Source organism: Streptomyces olindensis (assembly GCF_040645895.1).
GTDB lineage: Bacteria > Actinomycetota > Actinomycetes > Streptomycetales > Streptomycetaceae > Streptomyces > Streptomyces olindensis.
Genome location: NZ_JBEYZD010000027.1, coordinates 85871 through 100004 on the forward strand (window position 1 = coordinate 85871; position 14134 = coordinate 100004).

Consider the following 14134-nt stretch of genomic DNA (forward strand, 5'->3'; position numbering starts at 1 on the left):
GCGGCTTCTATAGTGACCGAATCGGGGGGCGAATAATTCCGGGACCGGGTCCCGGGGCCCCCTCCGGGACGTCGGTCCCGGCCCTGTCTGGAGGACGATCATGAGTACGGCGAGCACGCGACTGCCCGAGGGCCGCTACGGCCGTTCCTCGGACGAGCGGGCCGACCGCAAGCTCAAGGCCGTCGGCGCCGTCCTCGCGGTGGCCCTGCTGGGGCTCGTGGGCTGGTTCGGCTACCACTACGTCGCCCAGAGCAAGATCAGTGCCGAGGTGATCAGCTTCGAGCCCGGCAAGGAGTCCGTGCAGGTGCACCTGGAGGTCCGCAAGGACGCCGGCACCGACGGCTACTGCACCGTGCGCTCCCAGGCCGAGAACGGCGCCGAGGTCGGCCGGGCCGACTTCCGCTTCGACGGGGACGCCACCCGCATCGACAAGGTCGTCACGCTCCGTACGACCTCCGAGGGGACCACGGCAGAGCTGCTGGGCTGCCACGCCGACTGACGACAACCGGGCGTCACCTGGAATACGTAGCGCCTGACCTGCGTTGACGTGAATCTGGTGGCTTATGTCCTCCCCCTTGGGCCCCTGAATTGTTAGGCTCGTGGTTTCGCCCATCCGTGAAGGAACATTCTTCTGGGTAGGGCGATGCTTTGTATTCCCAGTACCTACGAGGAGCACCTGTGACCCAGACCAGCGAGAACGTCACCTGGCTGACCCAGGAGGCGTACAACAAGCTCAGGGCTGAGCTTGAGTACCTTACTGGTCCCGCGCGGGCGGAGATCTCCGCGAAGATCGCCGCGGCGCGCGAGGAGGGCGACCTGCGTGAGAACGGCGGGTACCACGCGGCCAAGGAGGAGCAGGGCAAGCAGGAACTGCGTGTGCGCCAGCTCACCCAGCTCCTCGAGAACGCCAAGGTCGGCGAAGCGCCCGCGGCGGACGGCGCGGTGGCGCCCGGCATGGTCGTCACGATCGCGTTCGACGGCGACGAGGACGACACGCTGACGTTCCTGCTCGCCTCCCGCGAGTACGCGAGCGCCGACATCGAGACGTACTCGCCGCAGTCCCCGCTGGGCACCGGCGTGATCGGCCACAAGGTCGGCGAGGACGCGGAGTACGAGTTGCCCAACGGCAAGAAGGCCTCGGTGAAGATCCTGAAGGCCGAGCCGTACGAGGGCTGAGCCCCCGACCGAGCCTCGACCTGCCCCCGGCACCGCTGCGGCGCCGGGGGCATCGTCATACCGTCGCGGACCACGCGGCCCGCTGATGCCGAGGCCTTCAGCCGGTCGCCCGGCGGTACTTGCGGACCGCGAGCGTGCGGAACACCAGGATGATCACGACGGACCAGATCAGCGAGGCCCACACGGGGTGCTGCATGGGCCACGCATCGGGCGTCTTGAAGCCCGGCGGGAGGTTGCCGAACAGCTCGCGGCACGCCTGCACGACGGCGCTGAACGGGTTCCACTCCGCGATGTGCCGCAGGAACGACGGCATGAGGTTGGCGTCCACGAACGCGTTCGAGATGAAGGTCAGCGGGAAGAGCCAGATCAGGCCGCCGGAGGTCGCCGCTTCCGGAGTGCGCACGGACAGGCCGATGAGCGCGCCGATCCACGAGAAGGCGTACCCGAACAGCAGGAGCAGGGCGAAGCCGGCGAGGACCTTGCCGAGGTTCTCGTGCGTACGCCAGCCGACGATCACCGCGACGATCGCCAGGACGACGAGGGTGAGCGCCGTCTGCACCAGGTCGGCGATGGTCCGGCCGGTCAGCACCGCGCCCCGCGCCATCGGCAGTGAGCGGAACCGGTCGATGAGGCCCTTGTGCATGTCGTCGGCGATGCCCGCACCCGCGCCCGCGGTGGCGAACGTGACGGTCTGGGCGAAGATGCCGGCCATCAGGAACTCGCGGTAGGCCTGGGTCGAGTTGGACGAGCCGACCTGGATCGAGCCGCCGAACACGTAGGTGAACAGCACCACGAACATGATCGGCTGGATGAGCCCGAAGATGAGCATCTCGGGGATCCGGCCCATACGGATCAAGTTCCTGCGGGCGATGACCGCGGAATCGCTGATGGCGCTCACTGGACGGCCCCCTTGCCGTTCTCCTCGTCCTTGGCCTCGGCCACGTGTCCCGTCAGGGACAGGAAGACGTCGTCGAGGGTCGGCCGGCGCAGGCCGATGTCGTCGATCTCGATGCCTCGGGTGTCCAGCTCGCGGATGACCTCGGCGAGGAGCTTGGCGCCGCCGGTGACGGGCGTGGTGAGCTTGCGCATGTGCTCCTCGACGGTGGTCTCGCCCTTGCCGAAGCCGGCGAGCACCTCGACGGCGGTCCGGATGTGCTCGCGCTCGTGCACCACGACCTCGACGCGCTCGCCGCCGGTGCGGGCCTTGAGCTGGTCGGAGGTGCCCTGGGCGATGACCTTGCCGTGGTCGACGACCGCGATGTCGTGCGCCAGGTGGTCGGCCTCCTCCAGGTACTGGGTGGTCAGCAGCAGGGTCGTACCGCCGGAGACCAGTTGCTTGATGACCTCCCACAGCTGCTGGCGGTTGCGCGGGTCGAGGCCGGTCGTCGGCTCGTCCATGAACATCACGGGCGGCGAGACGACGAGGGCCGCCGCGAGGTCGAGGCGGCGGCGCATGCCGCCCGAGTAGGTCTTGGTGGGGCGGTCGGCGGCGTCCGTCAGGTGGAACTGCTCCAGCAGCTCGGCCGCGCGCTCCTTCGCCGGCTTGGCCTTCATCTGGTAGAGCCGGCCGACCATCTGCAGGTTCTCGCGGCCGGTCAGGTATTCGTCGACGGCCGCGAACTGGCCGGACAGGCCGATGGAGCGGCGGACGGCGTCGGGCTGCTTGAGCACGTCGATGCCCGCGACGACCGCCCGGCCGCTGTCGGGCCGCAGCAGGGTGGTCAGGCAGCGGACGGTCGTCGTCTTGCCCGCGCCGTTCGGCCCGAGCAGGCCGAGGACCGTGCCCTCGGGCACGTCGAGGTCGACGCCGTCCAAGGCCCTTACGTCACCGAAGGTCTTGACCAGACCTTCGGCATAAATGGCGCCTGGCATAAAAAGTCTCCACGTCTTCGGGGATGGCCGGACAGATGCCCGGTGAGCCTTCTCACAGACACACCATAACGCGATGTATCGCGTCTCTCAACGAGTTTCTCCGCGTGCGGTACGAGCGACGAAGGTGATCTTGGCGGGCTGCCGGACCGCTCGGGAGCCGGGTCAGCCCATGACCGTGTAACCCGCCTCGCGCAGCGCCTGGCCCACCTCGGCGCAGTGCGCCGGGCCCTTCGTCTCCAGGTGCAGCTCGACCTCCGCCTCCGTGAGCCCGAGCCGAGGGTCGGTCCGCACATGGCTCACATCGAGGACGTTAGCGTCGACCACTGACAACACACCCAGAAGTGTGGCGAGAGCACCGGGCCGGTCGGTGAGCCGGAGACGAACGGCCAGGTAACGGCCCTGCGCGGCCATGCCGTGCCGCAGGACCCGCTGCATCAGCACCGGATCGACGTTGCCACCGGACAGCACCGCGACGACCGGGCCCTCGAAAGAGCCGGGCGCGCTCAGCAGCGCCGCGACCGGGCTCGCCCCGGCCGGTTCGACGACCAGCTTGGCCCGCTCCAGGCAGAGCAGCAGCGCCGCGGACAGCTCGTCCTCGCTGACCGTGCGCACCTCGTCGACCAGGTCTCCGACGATCCCGAAGGGCACGTCGCCGGGCCGGCCGACCTTGATGCCGTCGGCCATCGTCGCCGGGTTCTCGACCGTCACCGGCCGCCCCGCCGCCAGCGAGGGCGGATAGGCCGCCGCCCCGGCCGCCTGGACGCCGATGATCTTGAGGTCGGGGCGCAGGGCCTTCACCGACACCGCGATCCCGGCGGCCAGTCCGCCGCCGCCGATGCCGACGACGATCGTGCGCACCTCGGGGCACTGCTCCAGGATCTCCAGGCCCACCGTGCCCTGGCCGGCGATGATGTCGGGGTGGTCGAAGGGGTGGATGAACACCGCGCCCGTCTCGGCCGCGTACTCCTGCGCTGCGGCCAGCGTCTCGTCGACGACCTGGCCGTGCAGTCGCACCTCGGCCCCGTAGTCGCGGGTGGCGCTGACCTTGGGCAGCGGGGCGCCCTTCGGCATGAACACCGTGGAGCGCACGCCGAGCAGCGACGACGCCAGGGCGACGCCCTGCGCGTGGTTCCCGGCGCTCGCGGCGACGACACCGGCGGCGCGCTCCTCGGGCAGCAGACCCGCGATGCGGACGTAGGCGCCGCGCAGCTTGAACGAGCCCGTCCGCTGGAGGTTCTCGCACTTGAGGTGCACCGGCGCGCCGACCAGCTGGGACAGGTGCCTGCTGCTCTCCATCGCGGTCACCCGCGCCACGCCCGAGAGCATCTTCTGGGCGCCGCGCACATCGTCCAGGGTGACGGGGCGCAAGGAGTCAGCCGTGCTGTAGCTCATGACTCCAGCATCGCAGTTCACGGGTGGGAACGGCCGTTGTGACCAACCTCCGAGACCCGCTTTGCGCAGCGCCGGTACGACCTGCCTTCCGGCCGCGTACCCTGTCCCCCAATCAGCCAGCCCTCCACGAAGTGAGCCCCCGGCCATGCCCACAACACCTGAAATGTCGATGGACATGACGACCGTCGGTGACACCGGTCTTCTCGACACGCTGCAGCACGAGGTGGCGCTGTTCGCCCGCCGTGCCGAACAGACCCGGCTCGGCGGGGTCGGGCAGGTGCGCAACTCCATGGACCGCGCCGCGTACCTGCTGCTCAACCGGCTCGACAAAGAAGGCCCGATGGGCGTCAAGGCGCTCGCCGCGAGCATGGGCATCGACTCGTCGACGGTCACCCGGCAGGTGGCTCCGCTCGTCGACACCGGCCTGGTCAAGCGCACCTCGCACCCCGAGGACGGGCGGGCGGTGGTGCTCCAGCTGTCCCCGCGCGGGCAGGCCCGTCTGGAGGAAGTGCGCTCGTCCCGCCGTCAGTTGATGGCCGAACTGACCCACGACTGGGAGCCGGAGGAGCGCGAGGCGTTCTGCTCGCTCCTCACCCGCTTCAACACCGCGCTGTCCTCGCGGATGGCGGCGCAGGGGGTACCGGGTCCGGAGGCGCAGTCGCCGTCCTGACCGCCGTACGACGACGGGGATCGCGGCCGGTACGCCGCGGAGCCCCGACCGCCCTCCGCGCAGACCCACCACGCGCGCGACGCACGCAGGGGCGGACGCCGACACCGCCCGGGCTTCCAGGCACGCGCGGTCCGGCCGTGCGCGGCTCTTGACCTCGGGGCCGCCCCTGGCCTGATATGAGACCGGGTCCCGTCGCGAGCGGCCGGGCCCGCATCCTCGGGGTCGCCCTGAAGGCGGGAGGCGCGGTGCGACAACGGCATGCGTCCCAGGCAGCCCGTCGGGCCCGGGAGTTCGAGGCGTTCGTCGCGGGCGCGGCCGGGCGGCTGCTGCACGCCGCGACCCTGCTCACCGCGGAGGCCCCGGACGACAACCCCCGCGCGCGGCGGCTGCTGACGCTGTCGCTGGCCCACACGTACGCGTGCTGGGACCGGCTGCGCGGCGAGGATCCCTACGACCGCACCCGGCAGTACCTGGCCACCCGTTTCGCGCGGGGCGCGTGGCACCACCACGGCGGCCCCGGCCGCTCCCGCTCCCGCCCCGCCGGTCCGCTGGCCCCGCTCACCCCGCAGGAGCGGCTGATCCTGGTGCTCAGGCTCTACGAGGGTGTCGCCGAGGAGCAGACGGCGGCGCTGCTCGGCCTGTCCCCGGAGCGCGTCCGGGCGATCTGCCACCGGGCGACGACGACCCTGCTGCACCTGCGCCGGGGCCCGTCCACGGCGGTGACGACGGCGAAGGCGGTGCCGTCATGAGCCATTCCGGCGAGGGCCGGGCCCCTGTCGACGCGAGTCTCACCCGCAAGGGCCCTCCCGGCGGGAGACACACCGGCGAGAGCCGTCCCGGCGGAGGGAGGCGGGGATGAGGGGCAACGACCGTGAGGCGGCCGTGCGGCGGCTGCTGGAGCAGGCGCCGCGGGCCGTGCCGCCCGAGATCCACGCGGAGGCGGTGCGCCGCGGCGGCCGCATGCTGCGGCGCAGGACCCTCGCCCGGCGCGCCCTGTGGCTGCTGCTCTTCGCGGCGACCGTGGCGTTCACCGTGTGGGCGCTGACGGCCCGCCCCTGGGTGGAGCCGCCGTCGCACACGACCCCACCCCTCACCGGCTGGTGACCCGGCCGGTCCGGACTAACCGAGCGCCTGCTGCAGGTCCTCCAGCAGGTCGTCGGCGTTCTCGATGCCGACGGACAGGCGCACCAGGTCGGCGGGGACCTCCAGGGCCGAGCCGGCCGCGGAGGCGTGGGTCATGCGGCCCGGGTGCTCGATCAGCGACTCGACACCGCCGAGGGACTCGCCGAGCGTGAACACCTTGGCGCGGTTGCAGACCTCGACGGCCGCCTCCTCGCCGCCCGCGACGCGGAAGGAGATCATGCCGCCGAAGGCCTTCATCTGCTTGGCGGCGACCTCGTGGCCGGGGTGCTCCGGCAGACCCGGGTAGAGCACGCTCGTCACGCGCGCGTGCCGGGTGAGCATGTCGGCGACCTTGGTGGCGTTCTCGCTGTGCCGGTCCATGCGCACCGCGAGGGTCTTGGTGCCGCGCAGCACCAGCCAGGAGTCGAAGGGCCCGGCGACCGCGCCCATCGCGTTCTGGTGGAAGGCCAGCTCCTCGCCGAGGTCGGCGTCGTCGGTGATCAGGGCACCGCCGACGACGTCCGAGTGGCCGCCCATGTACTTCGTCAGCGAGTGCACGACGACGTCCGCGCCGAGCGAGAGCGGCTGCTGGAGGTAGGGCGTGGCGAAGGTGTTGTCGACGACGAGGCGGGCGCCCGCGTCCCGGGCGACCTGGGCGACGGCGGCGATGTCGGTGATGCCGAGCAGCGGGTTGGACGGGGTCTCCACCCACACGACCTTGGTCTTCGGGGTGAGGGCGGCCCGTACGGCGGCCGGGTCGGAGGTGTCGGCGACCGACCACTCCACGCCCCAGCGGGCGACGACCTTGGCGAACAGGCGGAACGTGCCGCCGTAGGCGTCGTTGGGGATGACCACGTGGTCGCCGGGGGTGAGCAGCGTGCGCAGCAGGCAGTCCTCGGCCGCCAGTCCGGACGCGAACGCGAGGCCGCGGCGGCCGCCCTCCAGGGCGGCGAGGTTCTCCTCCAGCGCGGTCCGCGTCGGATTGGCGCTGCGGCTGTACTCGTAGCCGCCGCGCAGGCCGCCGACGCCGTCCTGCTTGTAGGTCGAGACCTGGTAGATGGGCGGGACGACCGCGCCCGTCAGGGGGTCGGCGGTGTTGCCCGCGTGGATCGCGAGCGTCTCGAAGTGCTGACTGATGTGCCTGTCGCTCATGGGCACCGAGGGTAGTGCGCCGACGCGAGGCGTGCCGGATTCCGCGGCCACCCGGGCCCGGACCTGGGTTTTCCACAGGGTGGTGCGGGACGCTCGGCGAGGTTTTCCACAGGTTCGCGGATCAGGTTGGCCAATTGTCGGCGCGGTCTGGTTCGCTTGTCGCATGGAGATTCTCTGGGTCCTGATCGCACTGGTCATGCTGGGCTTCGTGCTGCTCCCCTTCCTGCGGCGCGGGCGCGGTGCGATCGGGCTGGTCTCGCCCGACCACCCGGACGCCGCGGACCCGGCGAACTACGGCTTCGTCCGCGAGGAGGAGCTCGACATCCGCATGCCCGGCCCGGACCAGGACCTGCTGGACGTCCTGGACGTGGTGCAGCGCACGCAGGACTACCGCGCGGCGCAGCAGCTCCTCGCGGGCACGGAGAAGGAGGGCGAGCGGCGCTGGCAGCGCGTGCAGGCCTTCGCGGGTGCGGCCTCGCTGGAGCTCGCGCAGCGCCCCGGCGGGGTGAGCGAGGCGCCGGGCGGGCAGTGGCTGCGGGTGTGGCGCGCCGAGGCGCCCAAGGACGCGGGCGGCGCGGCGGTGCACGCCGAGTTCCTGGTGCAGCAGGCGTGGCGGACGGCGACGCCCGGGACGGACGAGTTCCGGATCATCATGGAGGAGGCGAAGGCGGCGTGCGGCGAGGCGGCGCTGCTGGCCCCCGGCGATCCGATCCCGTACATCGTGGAGCTGTCGGTGGCCCGCGGACTGGGCTACTCCCGGAAGGACTTCGAGCAGCTGTGGCTGAAGATCCTGGACCGCGCCCCGAACCACATGGGGGCACACCTGGCCGCGCTGCACTACTGGTGCGAGAAGTGGCACGGCTCGCGTGAGCTGGCCTACTCGTTCGCGGAGGCCGCGGCGGCCCGGGCCCCGCAGGGCTCGCTGCTGGCGGCGATGCCTCTCTTCGCGGTGTTCGAGCACCTCCCCGAGGTGACGCTGGTCAGCGGCTTCTGGCAGACGGAGGTCGTCACGAAGGCGGTCCACGGCGCGCTGCACGCGGTGCACTCGGCCCGCCCCGACGACCCGATGCTGGCGCACGTGCGGCACATGCTGGTGTTCTTCCTGGTGCGCGGCGAGCGCTGGGCGGAGGCCATGAACCAGCTGGTGCGCGTCGACGGCCATGTGGGCGCCCTGCCCTGGACCCTGTCGGCCGACCCCGCGGCGGAGTTCGCGGTGTACCGGGCGCTGGCGGTGGCGGGCTTCGAGGCGAACGGCGGCAACCCGGCGAGCCTGCCCCACTGAGCGCGGGCCGGGAGCCGGAATTCCCCCCGGTCGCCGCGTGTTGTGCGGGGCGTCGCCCCGGTGCGGGCGGCAGGCCGATTGGAGACGCATGTTCCCGCACAGCCGTACGCCCCAGCTGCCGACCCCCGAGCAGGCGCTGCCCGGCCGCCCGGAGCCGGCGTTCACGGTGCCCGACCGCCACACCGTCCTCGGCAACCCGCTGCTCGGCCCCTACCCGGAGGGTCTGGAGACGGCCGACTTCGGCCTGGGCTGCTTCTGGGGTGCCGAGCGCACGTTCTGGCAGCTGCCGGCCGGTGTGTGGACGACCCTGGTCGGCTACCAGGGCGGCCACACGGAGAACCCCGCGTACGAGGAGGTCTGCTCGGGCCTGACCGGCCACACGGAGGTCGTGCGGGTGGTGTACGACCCGGCGGTGATCTCGTACGAGCGCCTGCTGAAGACGTTCTGGGAGTCCCACGACCCCACGCAGGGCTTCCGCCAGGGCAACGACGTGGGCACGCAGTACCGCTCGGCGATCTACACCCACTCCCCCGAGCAGGAGGCCGCGGCCCGGGCCTCCCGCGAGTCGTACCAGAGGGTCCTCACGTCCTCCGGCTACGGCGGCATCACCACGGAGATCGTCCCGGCCCGGGGCCGCCCCTTCTACCCGGCGGAGGGCTACCACCAGCAGTACCTGGACAAGAACCCGGCCGGTTACTGCGGCATCGGCGGGACGGGCGTCTCCTGTCCGGTCGGCGTGGCCCGGGCCGAGGACTGACGACCGTCAGCCGTGCCGGGGGTCCGGCACAGCCCGAGCACCCGGGGACCCAATAGGGTGCCCCCGTGACTGCGCCGCTGAGTTCCTCCAGATCCCGTGCCGCGCTGCGGATATCCGCGCGTGTGTCAGGTGAGTTGCTGCTCGTGTTGGCCGGGCTGGCCGTGACCCTGTGGTTGCTGGGCCGGATGTGGTCGGTGGTGTGGCCGCTGGTGGTGGGGCTGCTGCTGACCACGCTGACCTGGCCCGTCGCGCGCTTCCTGCGGCGGCGCGGCTGGCCGCCCGCGCTCGCCGCCTCGGTGGTGACCGTGCTGTTCCTGCTGGTCGCCGCAGGTGTGGTGGCGCTGATCGCCGTGCCGGTGGCGTCCCAGTCCGGGGAGCTGTCCGACGGCGTGGTCGAGGGCATCCAGCGGCTGCGCGAGTGGGCCGCCGGTCCGCCGCTGAACATCGGGGACGCCCAGATCGACCGGGCCTTCGACTCCGCGGTCGCCCGTGCCCAGGAGGGCCTCGGCAGCATGGTGGGCGCGGTCGTGACGGGCGTGAGCACGGTGGTCAACGGTGTCGTCACCGCCGTCCTGGCTCTGTTCCTGATGTTCTTCTTCCTCAAGGACGGCCCGCGGTTCCTGCCCTGGCTCGGCCGTCAGCTGCCCGGCCGGCTCGCCACAGACGTCCCGGCCGTGTTCGCGCGCGGCTGGGCCACGCTGGGCGCGTTCGTGCGCTCCCAGGCGGCCGTCGGTCTGCTCGACGCCGTCCTGATCGGGCTGGGCCTGTGGATCCTGGGCGTGCCGCTGGTGCTTCCCCTGGCGGTGCTGACCTTCGTCTCCGCGTTCGTGCCGATCATCGGCGCCCTGTTCGCCGGCTTCGTCGCGGTCCTCATCGCGCTGGTCTCCAACGGCCTGACGGACGCGCTGCTCGTGCTGGCCATCATCGTCGTGGTGCAGCAGCTGGAGGGGAACGTCTTCCAGCCCATGATCCAGAGCCGCGGCCTCGGGCTGCACGCGGCGGTCGTCCTGCTGGCGGTGACGCTCGGCGGCAGTCTGGCCGGCATCGTCGGCAGCCTGCTCGCGGTGCCCGTCGCCGCGCTGATCGCCGTGGTCTGGAACTACGTGCGCGAGCAGCTCGTCGAGACGGCGGACGCACCGGGATCCGACGATCCACCGGACACGGCCGCCGCCGTTCCGTCGTAGGCGGCCCGGCCGTTCCGTCGTGGGCGGCCCGCCGCCTTTCCGTCGTGGGCGGCCCGCCGCCTTTCCGTCGTGGGCAGCCGCCGCCTTTCCGTCGTGGGCGGCCCGCCGCCGTCCCGTCGTAGGCGGCCCGCCGCCGTCCCGTCGTAGGCGGCCCGCCGCCGTCCCGTCGTAGGCGGCCCGCCGCCGTCCCGTCGTAGGCGGCCCGCCGCCGTCCCGTCGTAGGCGGCCGGGCGCGCGAACGGCCCCGCCCGGGTCGCGGGGGCCCTCCTCGACTGCGAGATTGCAGGCGAAAGGAGTGCCGACACATGATCCCTGTCGCCGCGTCGCCCGTGCGCCTTGAGGCGTCCGTCGATTCCCGGCTGTCCCGCTGGATGTGGCTGGTGAAGTGGCTGCTCGCCCTCCCGCACTACGTCGTGCTGGCGTTCCTGTGGATCGCGTTCGTCGTCGTGACCGTGATCGCCTTCTTCGCCATCCTGTTCACGGGCCGGTACCCGCGGTCCCTCTTCGACTTCAGCGTCGGCGTGCTGCGCTGGAACTGGCGGGTCGGCTACTACGCGCACACCGCGCTCGGCACCGACCGGTACCCGCCGTTCACCCTCTCCGACGTGCCCGACTACCCCGCGCACTTCGACGTCGCCTACCCGGAGCGGCTGTCCCGTGGACTGGTCCTGGTGAAGTGGTGGCTGCTGGCGATCCCGCAGTACATCGTCGTCGCGATGTTCGTCGGGGGCGGCTGGGGCTGGGACGGGAGGGACGGCTGGCGCGGTGGCGGGGTGGTGCCCTTCCTCTCGCTCGTCGCGGTGGTGATCCTGCTGTTCACCGCCCGCTACCCGCGGCACCTCTTCGACTTCCTGATCGGCCTCGCCCGCTGGACGGCACGCGTAACGGCCTACGCCGTGCTGCTGACCGACCAGTACCCGCCGTTCCGGCTGGACCTGGGCGGCCGGGAGACCCCGCCCGCGCCCGAGCAGGGATCGCCCCTGACCAAGACCTGAACTCCGCGGCCGCCCGCACCCCCGGCGGAATGCCTTCCTCCCGCCTTACGCTCCTTCGCATGGTTCTCAGACGAGCGTTACAGGCGATCATGATCATGACCCTGGCCCTCGCGGGGGCGGTCCAGGGCACGGCCCACGCCGAGGAGGGCGCGCCGACGGCCGGACGACAGCTGCTGTACTACAACCACGCCTACGGCGTGCTCGACCGCGAGACCGCCGACGCCATCGAGCACTCCTCCTACCTGCGGGAATTCGCCCACTTCCAGGTCCGCACCACGACCGGATCCGGCGGGCAGACCTGGACCGGCCGCTATCTGATGGGCCGCGAGACCTACCTCGAGCTGTTCGGCGTGGGTGACCTGCCCGGCAAGGACGGCACCCTCGGCGCCGCCGGCCTGGGCGTGTCGACCGAGCGCGCCGGTGACCTGCCCACGGTGATCGAGCGGCTGCGGCAGCAGGGCATCGGCGACCCGATCGAGTTCCGGCAGACCCGCGACTTCGGTGACGGCGTGCCCGTGCCGTGGTTCGACGCCGTGTTCACCACCGACCAGTACGACCTGTTCGGCGCCTGGGGCATGGAGTACCGGCCGGAGTACTTCGCCGACCCGCGCGGCAACACCGAGCCCGCCGCACACCCGGGTGACGTGGGCCGGGAGCGCTACCTGCCCGACACCTACCGCGACCGGCTGATGCGGGACGTCACCGGCATCCGGATCGCGGTGACCGCGCGGGACCTGGCCGGCACGGTGCCGCTGCTGGAGGCCGGCGGGTTCGCCGTCCGGTCCCTGCCGGGCGGGGGCGCCGTCGCGAAGGGCGGCGGCACCACCCTCCGCTTCGACGTCGTGCCCCTGGACCAGGTGGGTCTCCGGCAGGTCGAGATGGCGCTGAACCGGCCGGTGTCGTACCGGCACGAGGAGCGGATCGGCCACTCGACCCTCACCGTCGGCCCGGGCGCCCGCGCCGTGTGGACGTTCGAGGACCAGGACCGGCCGAGCCCGGCCGGCTGACGCCAGGCCCCAGGGGGCGGACACTCCCCGGGGGCGCGGACACCCCCCAGGTGGCGCGGAACCCCCTGGCCCTGGGGGTCGGACACCCCCTAACCCAGCCTTTCCTCCAGGAACTGCTCCCAGGTCCCCTTGCCCGTCTCCGCCCCCGCCAGCGTCAGGTTCTCCCCCGCCCGGTACGCCCGCCCCGCCTTCCCGGGGATGCGGACCGGCAGCATGGGACGGCGCCTGCCGCGCAGGCGGAGGTAGGGGCGGGCCAGGGCGGCGAGGTCGTGGACGTGCGGCCCGGCCAGGTCCGGGACCAGGCCGGACGGGCCGCCGAGGGTCAGTTCCACGAGGCGGGCGGCGACCTCGCGGGAGTCGACCGGCTGCAGCCGGAGGCCGCCAGGGACCGGGAACACCGGCAGCTTCGCCATCTTCTCGACCATGGTCAGCGTGAGGTCGTGGAACTGGGCCGCGCGCAGGGTCGTCCACGGGATGCCGGACTCCGCGACGGCCCGCTCCGACTCCAGCTTGGTGCGCATCCAGGCCAGCGGGACCCGGTCCGCGCCGATGACCGAGATGTAGACCAGGTGGCGCACCCCGGCCCCGGACGCGGCGCGGACCAGGGTGCGGGTCGCCTCGGCATCGCCCTTGGGGCCGCCCGCGAGGTGCAGCACGGTCCGCGCGCCCGCCACGGCGGCCGCCACGCCCTCGCCCGTCAGCAGGTCACCGGTGACGTACGTGACGCCGTCCGCGGCCGGGCGCGCGCTCCGGCTGAGGATCCGCACCTCGTGGCCGGACGCCCGCAGCAGCGGCACGACGTGCCCGCCCAGGGTGCCCGTGCCGCCCGTGACCAGAATCGGTGATGTCATGACTGCTCCCCGGCTCGTCGCCTTCTTCTGTCGCCTTCGCCGGTATGACGGGCGGCGACGCGACGATGTGACGGGCCGGGGCAGGCGGGCGGTGCGCGGGGTCAGCCGCCGCTGCCATAGGGCCTGGTGATGATCTCCAGACGGTGGCCGTCGGGGTCGTCGAAGTACGCGCCGCGCCCGCCGTCGTTGTGGTTGATCTCGCCGGGACGGCTGTGGAAGGGGTCCGCCCAGTACGTCAGACCGGCCTCCCGGATGCGGGCGAAGATCTCGTCGAACTCCTCCTCCGAGACCAGGAAGGCGTAGTGCTGCGGCGTGATGGCGCCGGGGCTGTCCATGAAGTCGAGCGTCACGCCGTTGGAGATCTCGACGGGGAGGAACGGTCCGTAGGGCGGGCTCACGTCCAGGCCCAGGATATCGGCGAGGAACCGGGCCGAGGCGCGCTTGTCGTGGGCGACGACGATGGTGTGGTTCAGCTGCACGGTCATGGTGGGCCTCCCCTGACGGACCCCCCTGGGACACTCCCCGTCGTGTACCCCGCTCGTACCCCCTCGTGCACCGGGAAACTCCGGACGCGCCCGAGGGCCCCGGCGCACGGCACGACCCGACGCTGTACCCGACCCGCGGCCTCGGCCCCGACCCGCCGCCGCACCGGACCCCGGCCTCGAAGCCCACCC

General features: G+C 72.2%; 16 protein-coding genes. 10 read left to right on the forward strand and 6 right to left on the reverse strand.

The genetic code is table 11. The annotated features are described in order from the left end of the window. The first annotated feature begins 100 nt into the window (after positions 1-100). Both ABZ948_RS19465 and greA read left to right on the forward strand, forming a co-directional pair. A complete protein-coding gene (locus tag ABZ948_RS19465) occupies positions 101-499 on the forward strand; it encodes a DUF4307 domain-containing protein (protein ID WP_359761098.1) in 399 nt (132 codons plus the stop codon). 179 nt (positions 500-678) lie between these two features. Continuing rightward, positions 679-1176, forward strand: a complete 498-nt coding sequence (gene greA / locus ABZ948_RS19470) for a transcription elongation factor GreA (RefSeq protein WP_359761100.1) — start codon at positions 679-681, stop codon at positions 1174-1176. A gap of 97 nt (positions 1177-1273) precedes the next feature. On the opposite strand, the gene ABZ948_RS19475 is transcribed toward greA, so the two are convergent. From ABZ948_RS19475 to ilvA, 3 genes are all read right to left on the reverse strand, one after another. After that, positions 1274-2074, reverse strand: coding sequence for an ABC transporter permease (locus tag ABZ948_RS19475; RefSeq protein WP_389612734.1), 801 nt, complete (start codon positions 2072-2074; stop codon positions 1274-1276). Then, complete coding sequence (locus tag ABZ948_RS19480) at positions 2071-3048, reverse strand: ATP-binding cassette domain-containing protein (RefSeq protein WP_359761102.1); 978 nt, start codon at positions 3046-3048, stop codon at positions 2071-2073. Before ABZ948_RS19480 ends, ABZ948_RS19475 begins: the two co-directional genes overlap by 4 nt. Positions 3049-3210: 162 nt before the next feature. Further along, a complete protein-coding gene (gene ilvA, locus ABZ948_RS19485) occupies positions 3211-4440 on the reverse strand; it encodes a threonine ammonia-lyase (RefSeq protein WP_359761104.1) in 1230 nt (409 codons plus the stop codon). A gap of 163 nt (positions 4441-4603) precedes the next feature. Here ilvA and ABZ948_RS19490 point away from each other — a divergent pair, with 163 nt between their 5' ends. The 3 genes from ABZ948_RS19490 (at position 4604) to ABZ948_RS19500 (ending at position 6214) form a co-directional block, all read left to right on the forward strand. After that, entirely contained in the window at positions 4604-5110 is a 507-nt protein-coding gene (locus tag ABZ948_RS19490; RefSeq protein ID WP_031119764.1) for a MarR family winged helix-turn-helix transcriptional regulator, read from the forward strand. 245 nt (positions 5111-5355) lie between these two features. Further along, positions 5356-5859: a sigma factor-like helix-turn-helix DNA-binding protein gene (locus ABZ948_RS19495; RefSeq protein WP_359761106.1), complete on the forward strand. Its 504-nt coding sequence runs from the start codon at positions 5356-5358 to the stop codon at positions 5857-5859. 106 nt (positions 5860-5965) lie between these two features. After that, positions 5966-6214 carry a hypothetical protein gene (locus tag ABZ948_RS19500; protein WP_037757577.1) on the forward strand — a complete coding sequence of 83 codons (249 nt, stop codon included), beginning with the start codon at positions 5966-5968 and terminating at the stop codon, positions 6212-6214. A 15-nt stretch (positions 6215-6229) separates the two neighbouring features. Here ABZ948_RS19500 and ABZ948_RS19505 read toward each other — a convergent pair whose 3' ends face one another. Continuing rightward, positions 6230-7384, reverse strand: a complete 1155-nt coding sequence (locus ABZ948_RS19505; protein ID WP_359761108.1) for a cystathionine gamma-synthase — start codon at positions 7382-7384, stop codon at positions 6230-6232. A 163-nt stretch (positions 7385-7547) separates the two neighbouring features. Between ABZ948_RS19505 and ABZ948_RS19510 the strand changes: the two genes are divergently transcribed. The 5 genes from ABZ948_RS19510 to ABZ948_RS19530 all read left to right on the forward strand — a co-directional run bounded on the left by ABZ948_RS19510 (position 7548) and on the right by ABZ948_RS19530 (position 12609). After that, positions 7548-8666 (forward strand): hypothetical protein, encoded by a 1119-nt coding sequence (locus ABZ948_RS19510; RefSeq protein WP_359761110.1) that lies wholly within the window; start codon positions 7548-7550, stop codon positions 8664-8666. 88 nt (positions 8667-8754) lie between these two features. Further along, positions 8755-9423 carry a peptide-methionine (S)-S-oxide reductase MsrA gene (msrA, locus tag ABZ948_RS19515; protein ID WP_359761112.1) on the forward strand — a complete coding sequence of 223 codons (669 nt, stop codon included), beginning with the start codon at positions 8755-8757 and terminating at the stop codon, positions 9421-9423. A 65-nt stretch (positions 9424-9488) separates the two neighbouring features. Then, positions 9489-10607, forward strand: coding sequence for an AI-2E family transporter (locus tag ABZ948_RS19520; protein ID WP_359761114.1), 1119 nt, complete (start codon positions 9489-9491; stop codon positions 10605-10607). Between the two features lie 305 nt (positions 10608-10912). Beyond that, positions 10913-11602 carry a DUF4389 domain-containing protein gene (locus tag ABZ948_RS19525; RefSeq protein ID WP_359761116.1) on the forward strand — a complete coding sequence of 230 codons (690 nt, stop codon included), beginning with the start codon at positions 10913-10915 and terminating at the stop codon, positions 11600-11602. A 59-nt stretch (positions 11603-11661) separates the two neighbouring features. Further along, a complete protein-coding gene (locus ABZ948_RS19530) occupies positions 11662-12609 on the forward strand; it encodes a DUF5829 family protein (RefSeq protein ID WP_359761118.1) in 948 nt (315 codons plus the stop codon). An 89-nt stretch (positions 12610-12698) separates the two neighbouring features. On the opposite strand, the gene ABZ948_RS19535 is transcribed toward ABZ948_RS19530, so the two are convergent. Continuing rightward, a complete protein-coding gene (locus tag ABZ948_RS19535; RefSeq protein ID WP_359761120.1) occupies positions 12699-13460 on the reverse strand; it encodes an SDR family oxidoreductase in 762 nt (253 codons plus the stop codon). Positions 13461-13561: 101 nt separating this feature from the next. Then, positions 13562-13945, reverse strand: a complete 384-nt coding sequence (locus ABZ948_RS19540) for a VOC family protein (protein WP_359761122.1) — start codon at positions 13943-13945, stop codon at positions 13562-13564. Positions 13946-14134 lie beyond the last annotated feature (189 nt).

Coding starts and splice junctions, on each gene's coding strand:
- ABZ948_RS19465 (WP_359761098.1), top strand. CDS start 101: ATGAGTACGGCGAGCACGCGACTGCCCGAGGGCCGCTACGGCCGTTCC.
- ABZ948_RS19480 (WP_359761102.1), bottom strand. CDS start 3,048: ATGCCAGGCGCCATTTATGCCGAAGGTCTGGTCAAGACCTTCGGTGAC.
- ilvA (WP_359761104.1), bottom strand. CDS start 4,440: ATGAGCTACAGCACGGCTGACTCCTTGCGCCCCGTCACCCTGGACGAT.
- ABZ948_RS19490 (WP_031119764.1), top strand. CDS start 4,604: ATGTCGATGGACATGACGACCGTCGGTGACACCGGTCTTCTCGACACG.
- ABZ948_RS19500 (WP_037757577.1), top strand. CDS start 5,966: ATGAGGGGCAACGACCGTGAGGCGGCCGTGCGGCGGCTGCTGGAGCAG.
- ABZ948_RS19505 (WP_359761108.1), bottom strand. CDS start 7,384: ATGAGCGACAGGCACATCAGTCAGCACTTCGAGACGCTCGCGATCCAC.
- ABZ948_RS19510 (WP_359761110.1), top strand. CDS start 7,548: ATGGAGATTCTCTGGGTCCTGATCGCACTGGTCATGCTGGGCTTCGTG.
- msrA (WP_359761112.1), top strand. CDS start 8,755: ATGTTCCCGCACAGCCGTACGCCCCAGCTGCCGACCCCCGAGCAGGCG.
- ABZ948_RS19525 (WP_359761116.1), top strand. CDS start 10,913: ATGATCCCTGTCGCCGCGTCGCCCGTGCGCCTTGAGGCGTCCGTCGAT.
- ABZ948_RS19530 (WP_359761118.1), top strand. CDS start 11,662: ATGGTTCTCAGACGAGCGTTACAGGCGATCATGATCATGACCCTGGCC.
- ABZ948_RS19535 (WP_359761120.1), bottom strand. CDS start 13,460: ATGACATCACCGATTCTGGTCACGGGCGGCACGGGCACCCTGGGCGGG.
- ABZ948_RS19540 (WP_359761122.1), bottom strand. CDS start 13,945: ATGACCGTGCAGCTGAACCACACCATCGTCGTCGCCCACGACAAGCGC.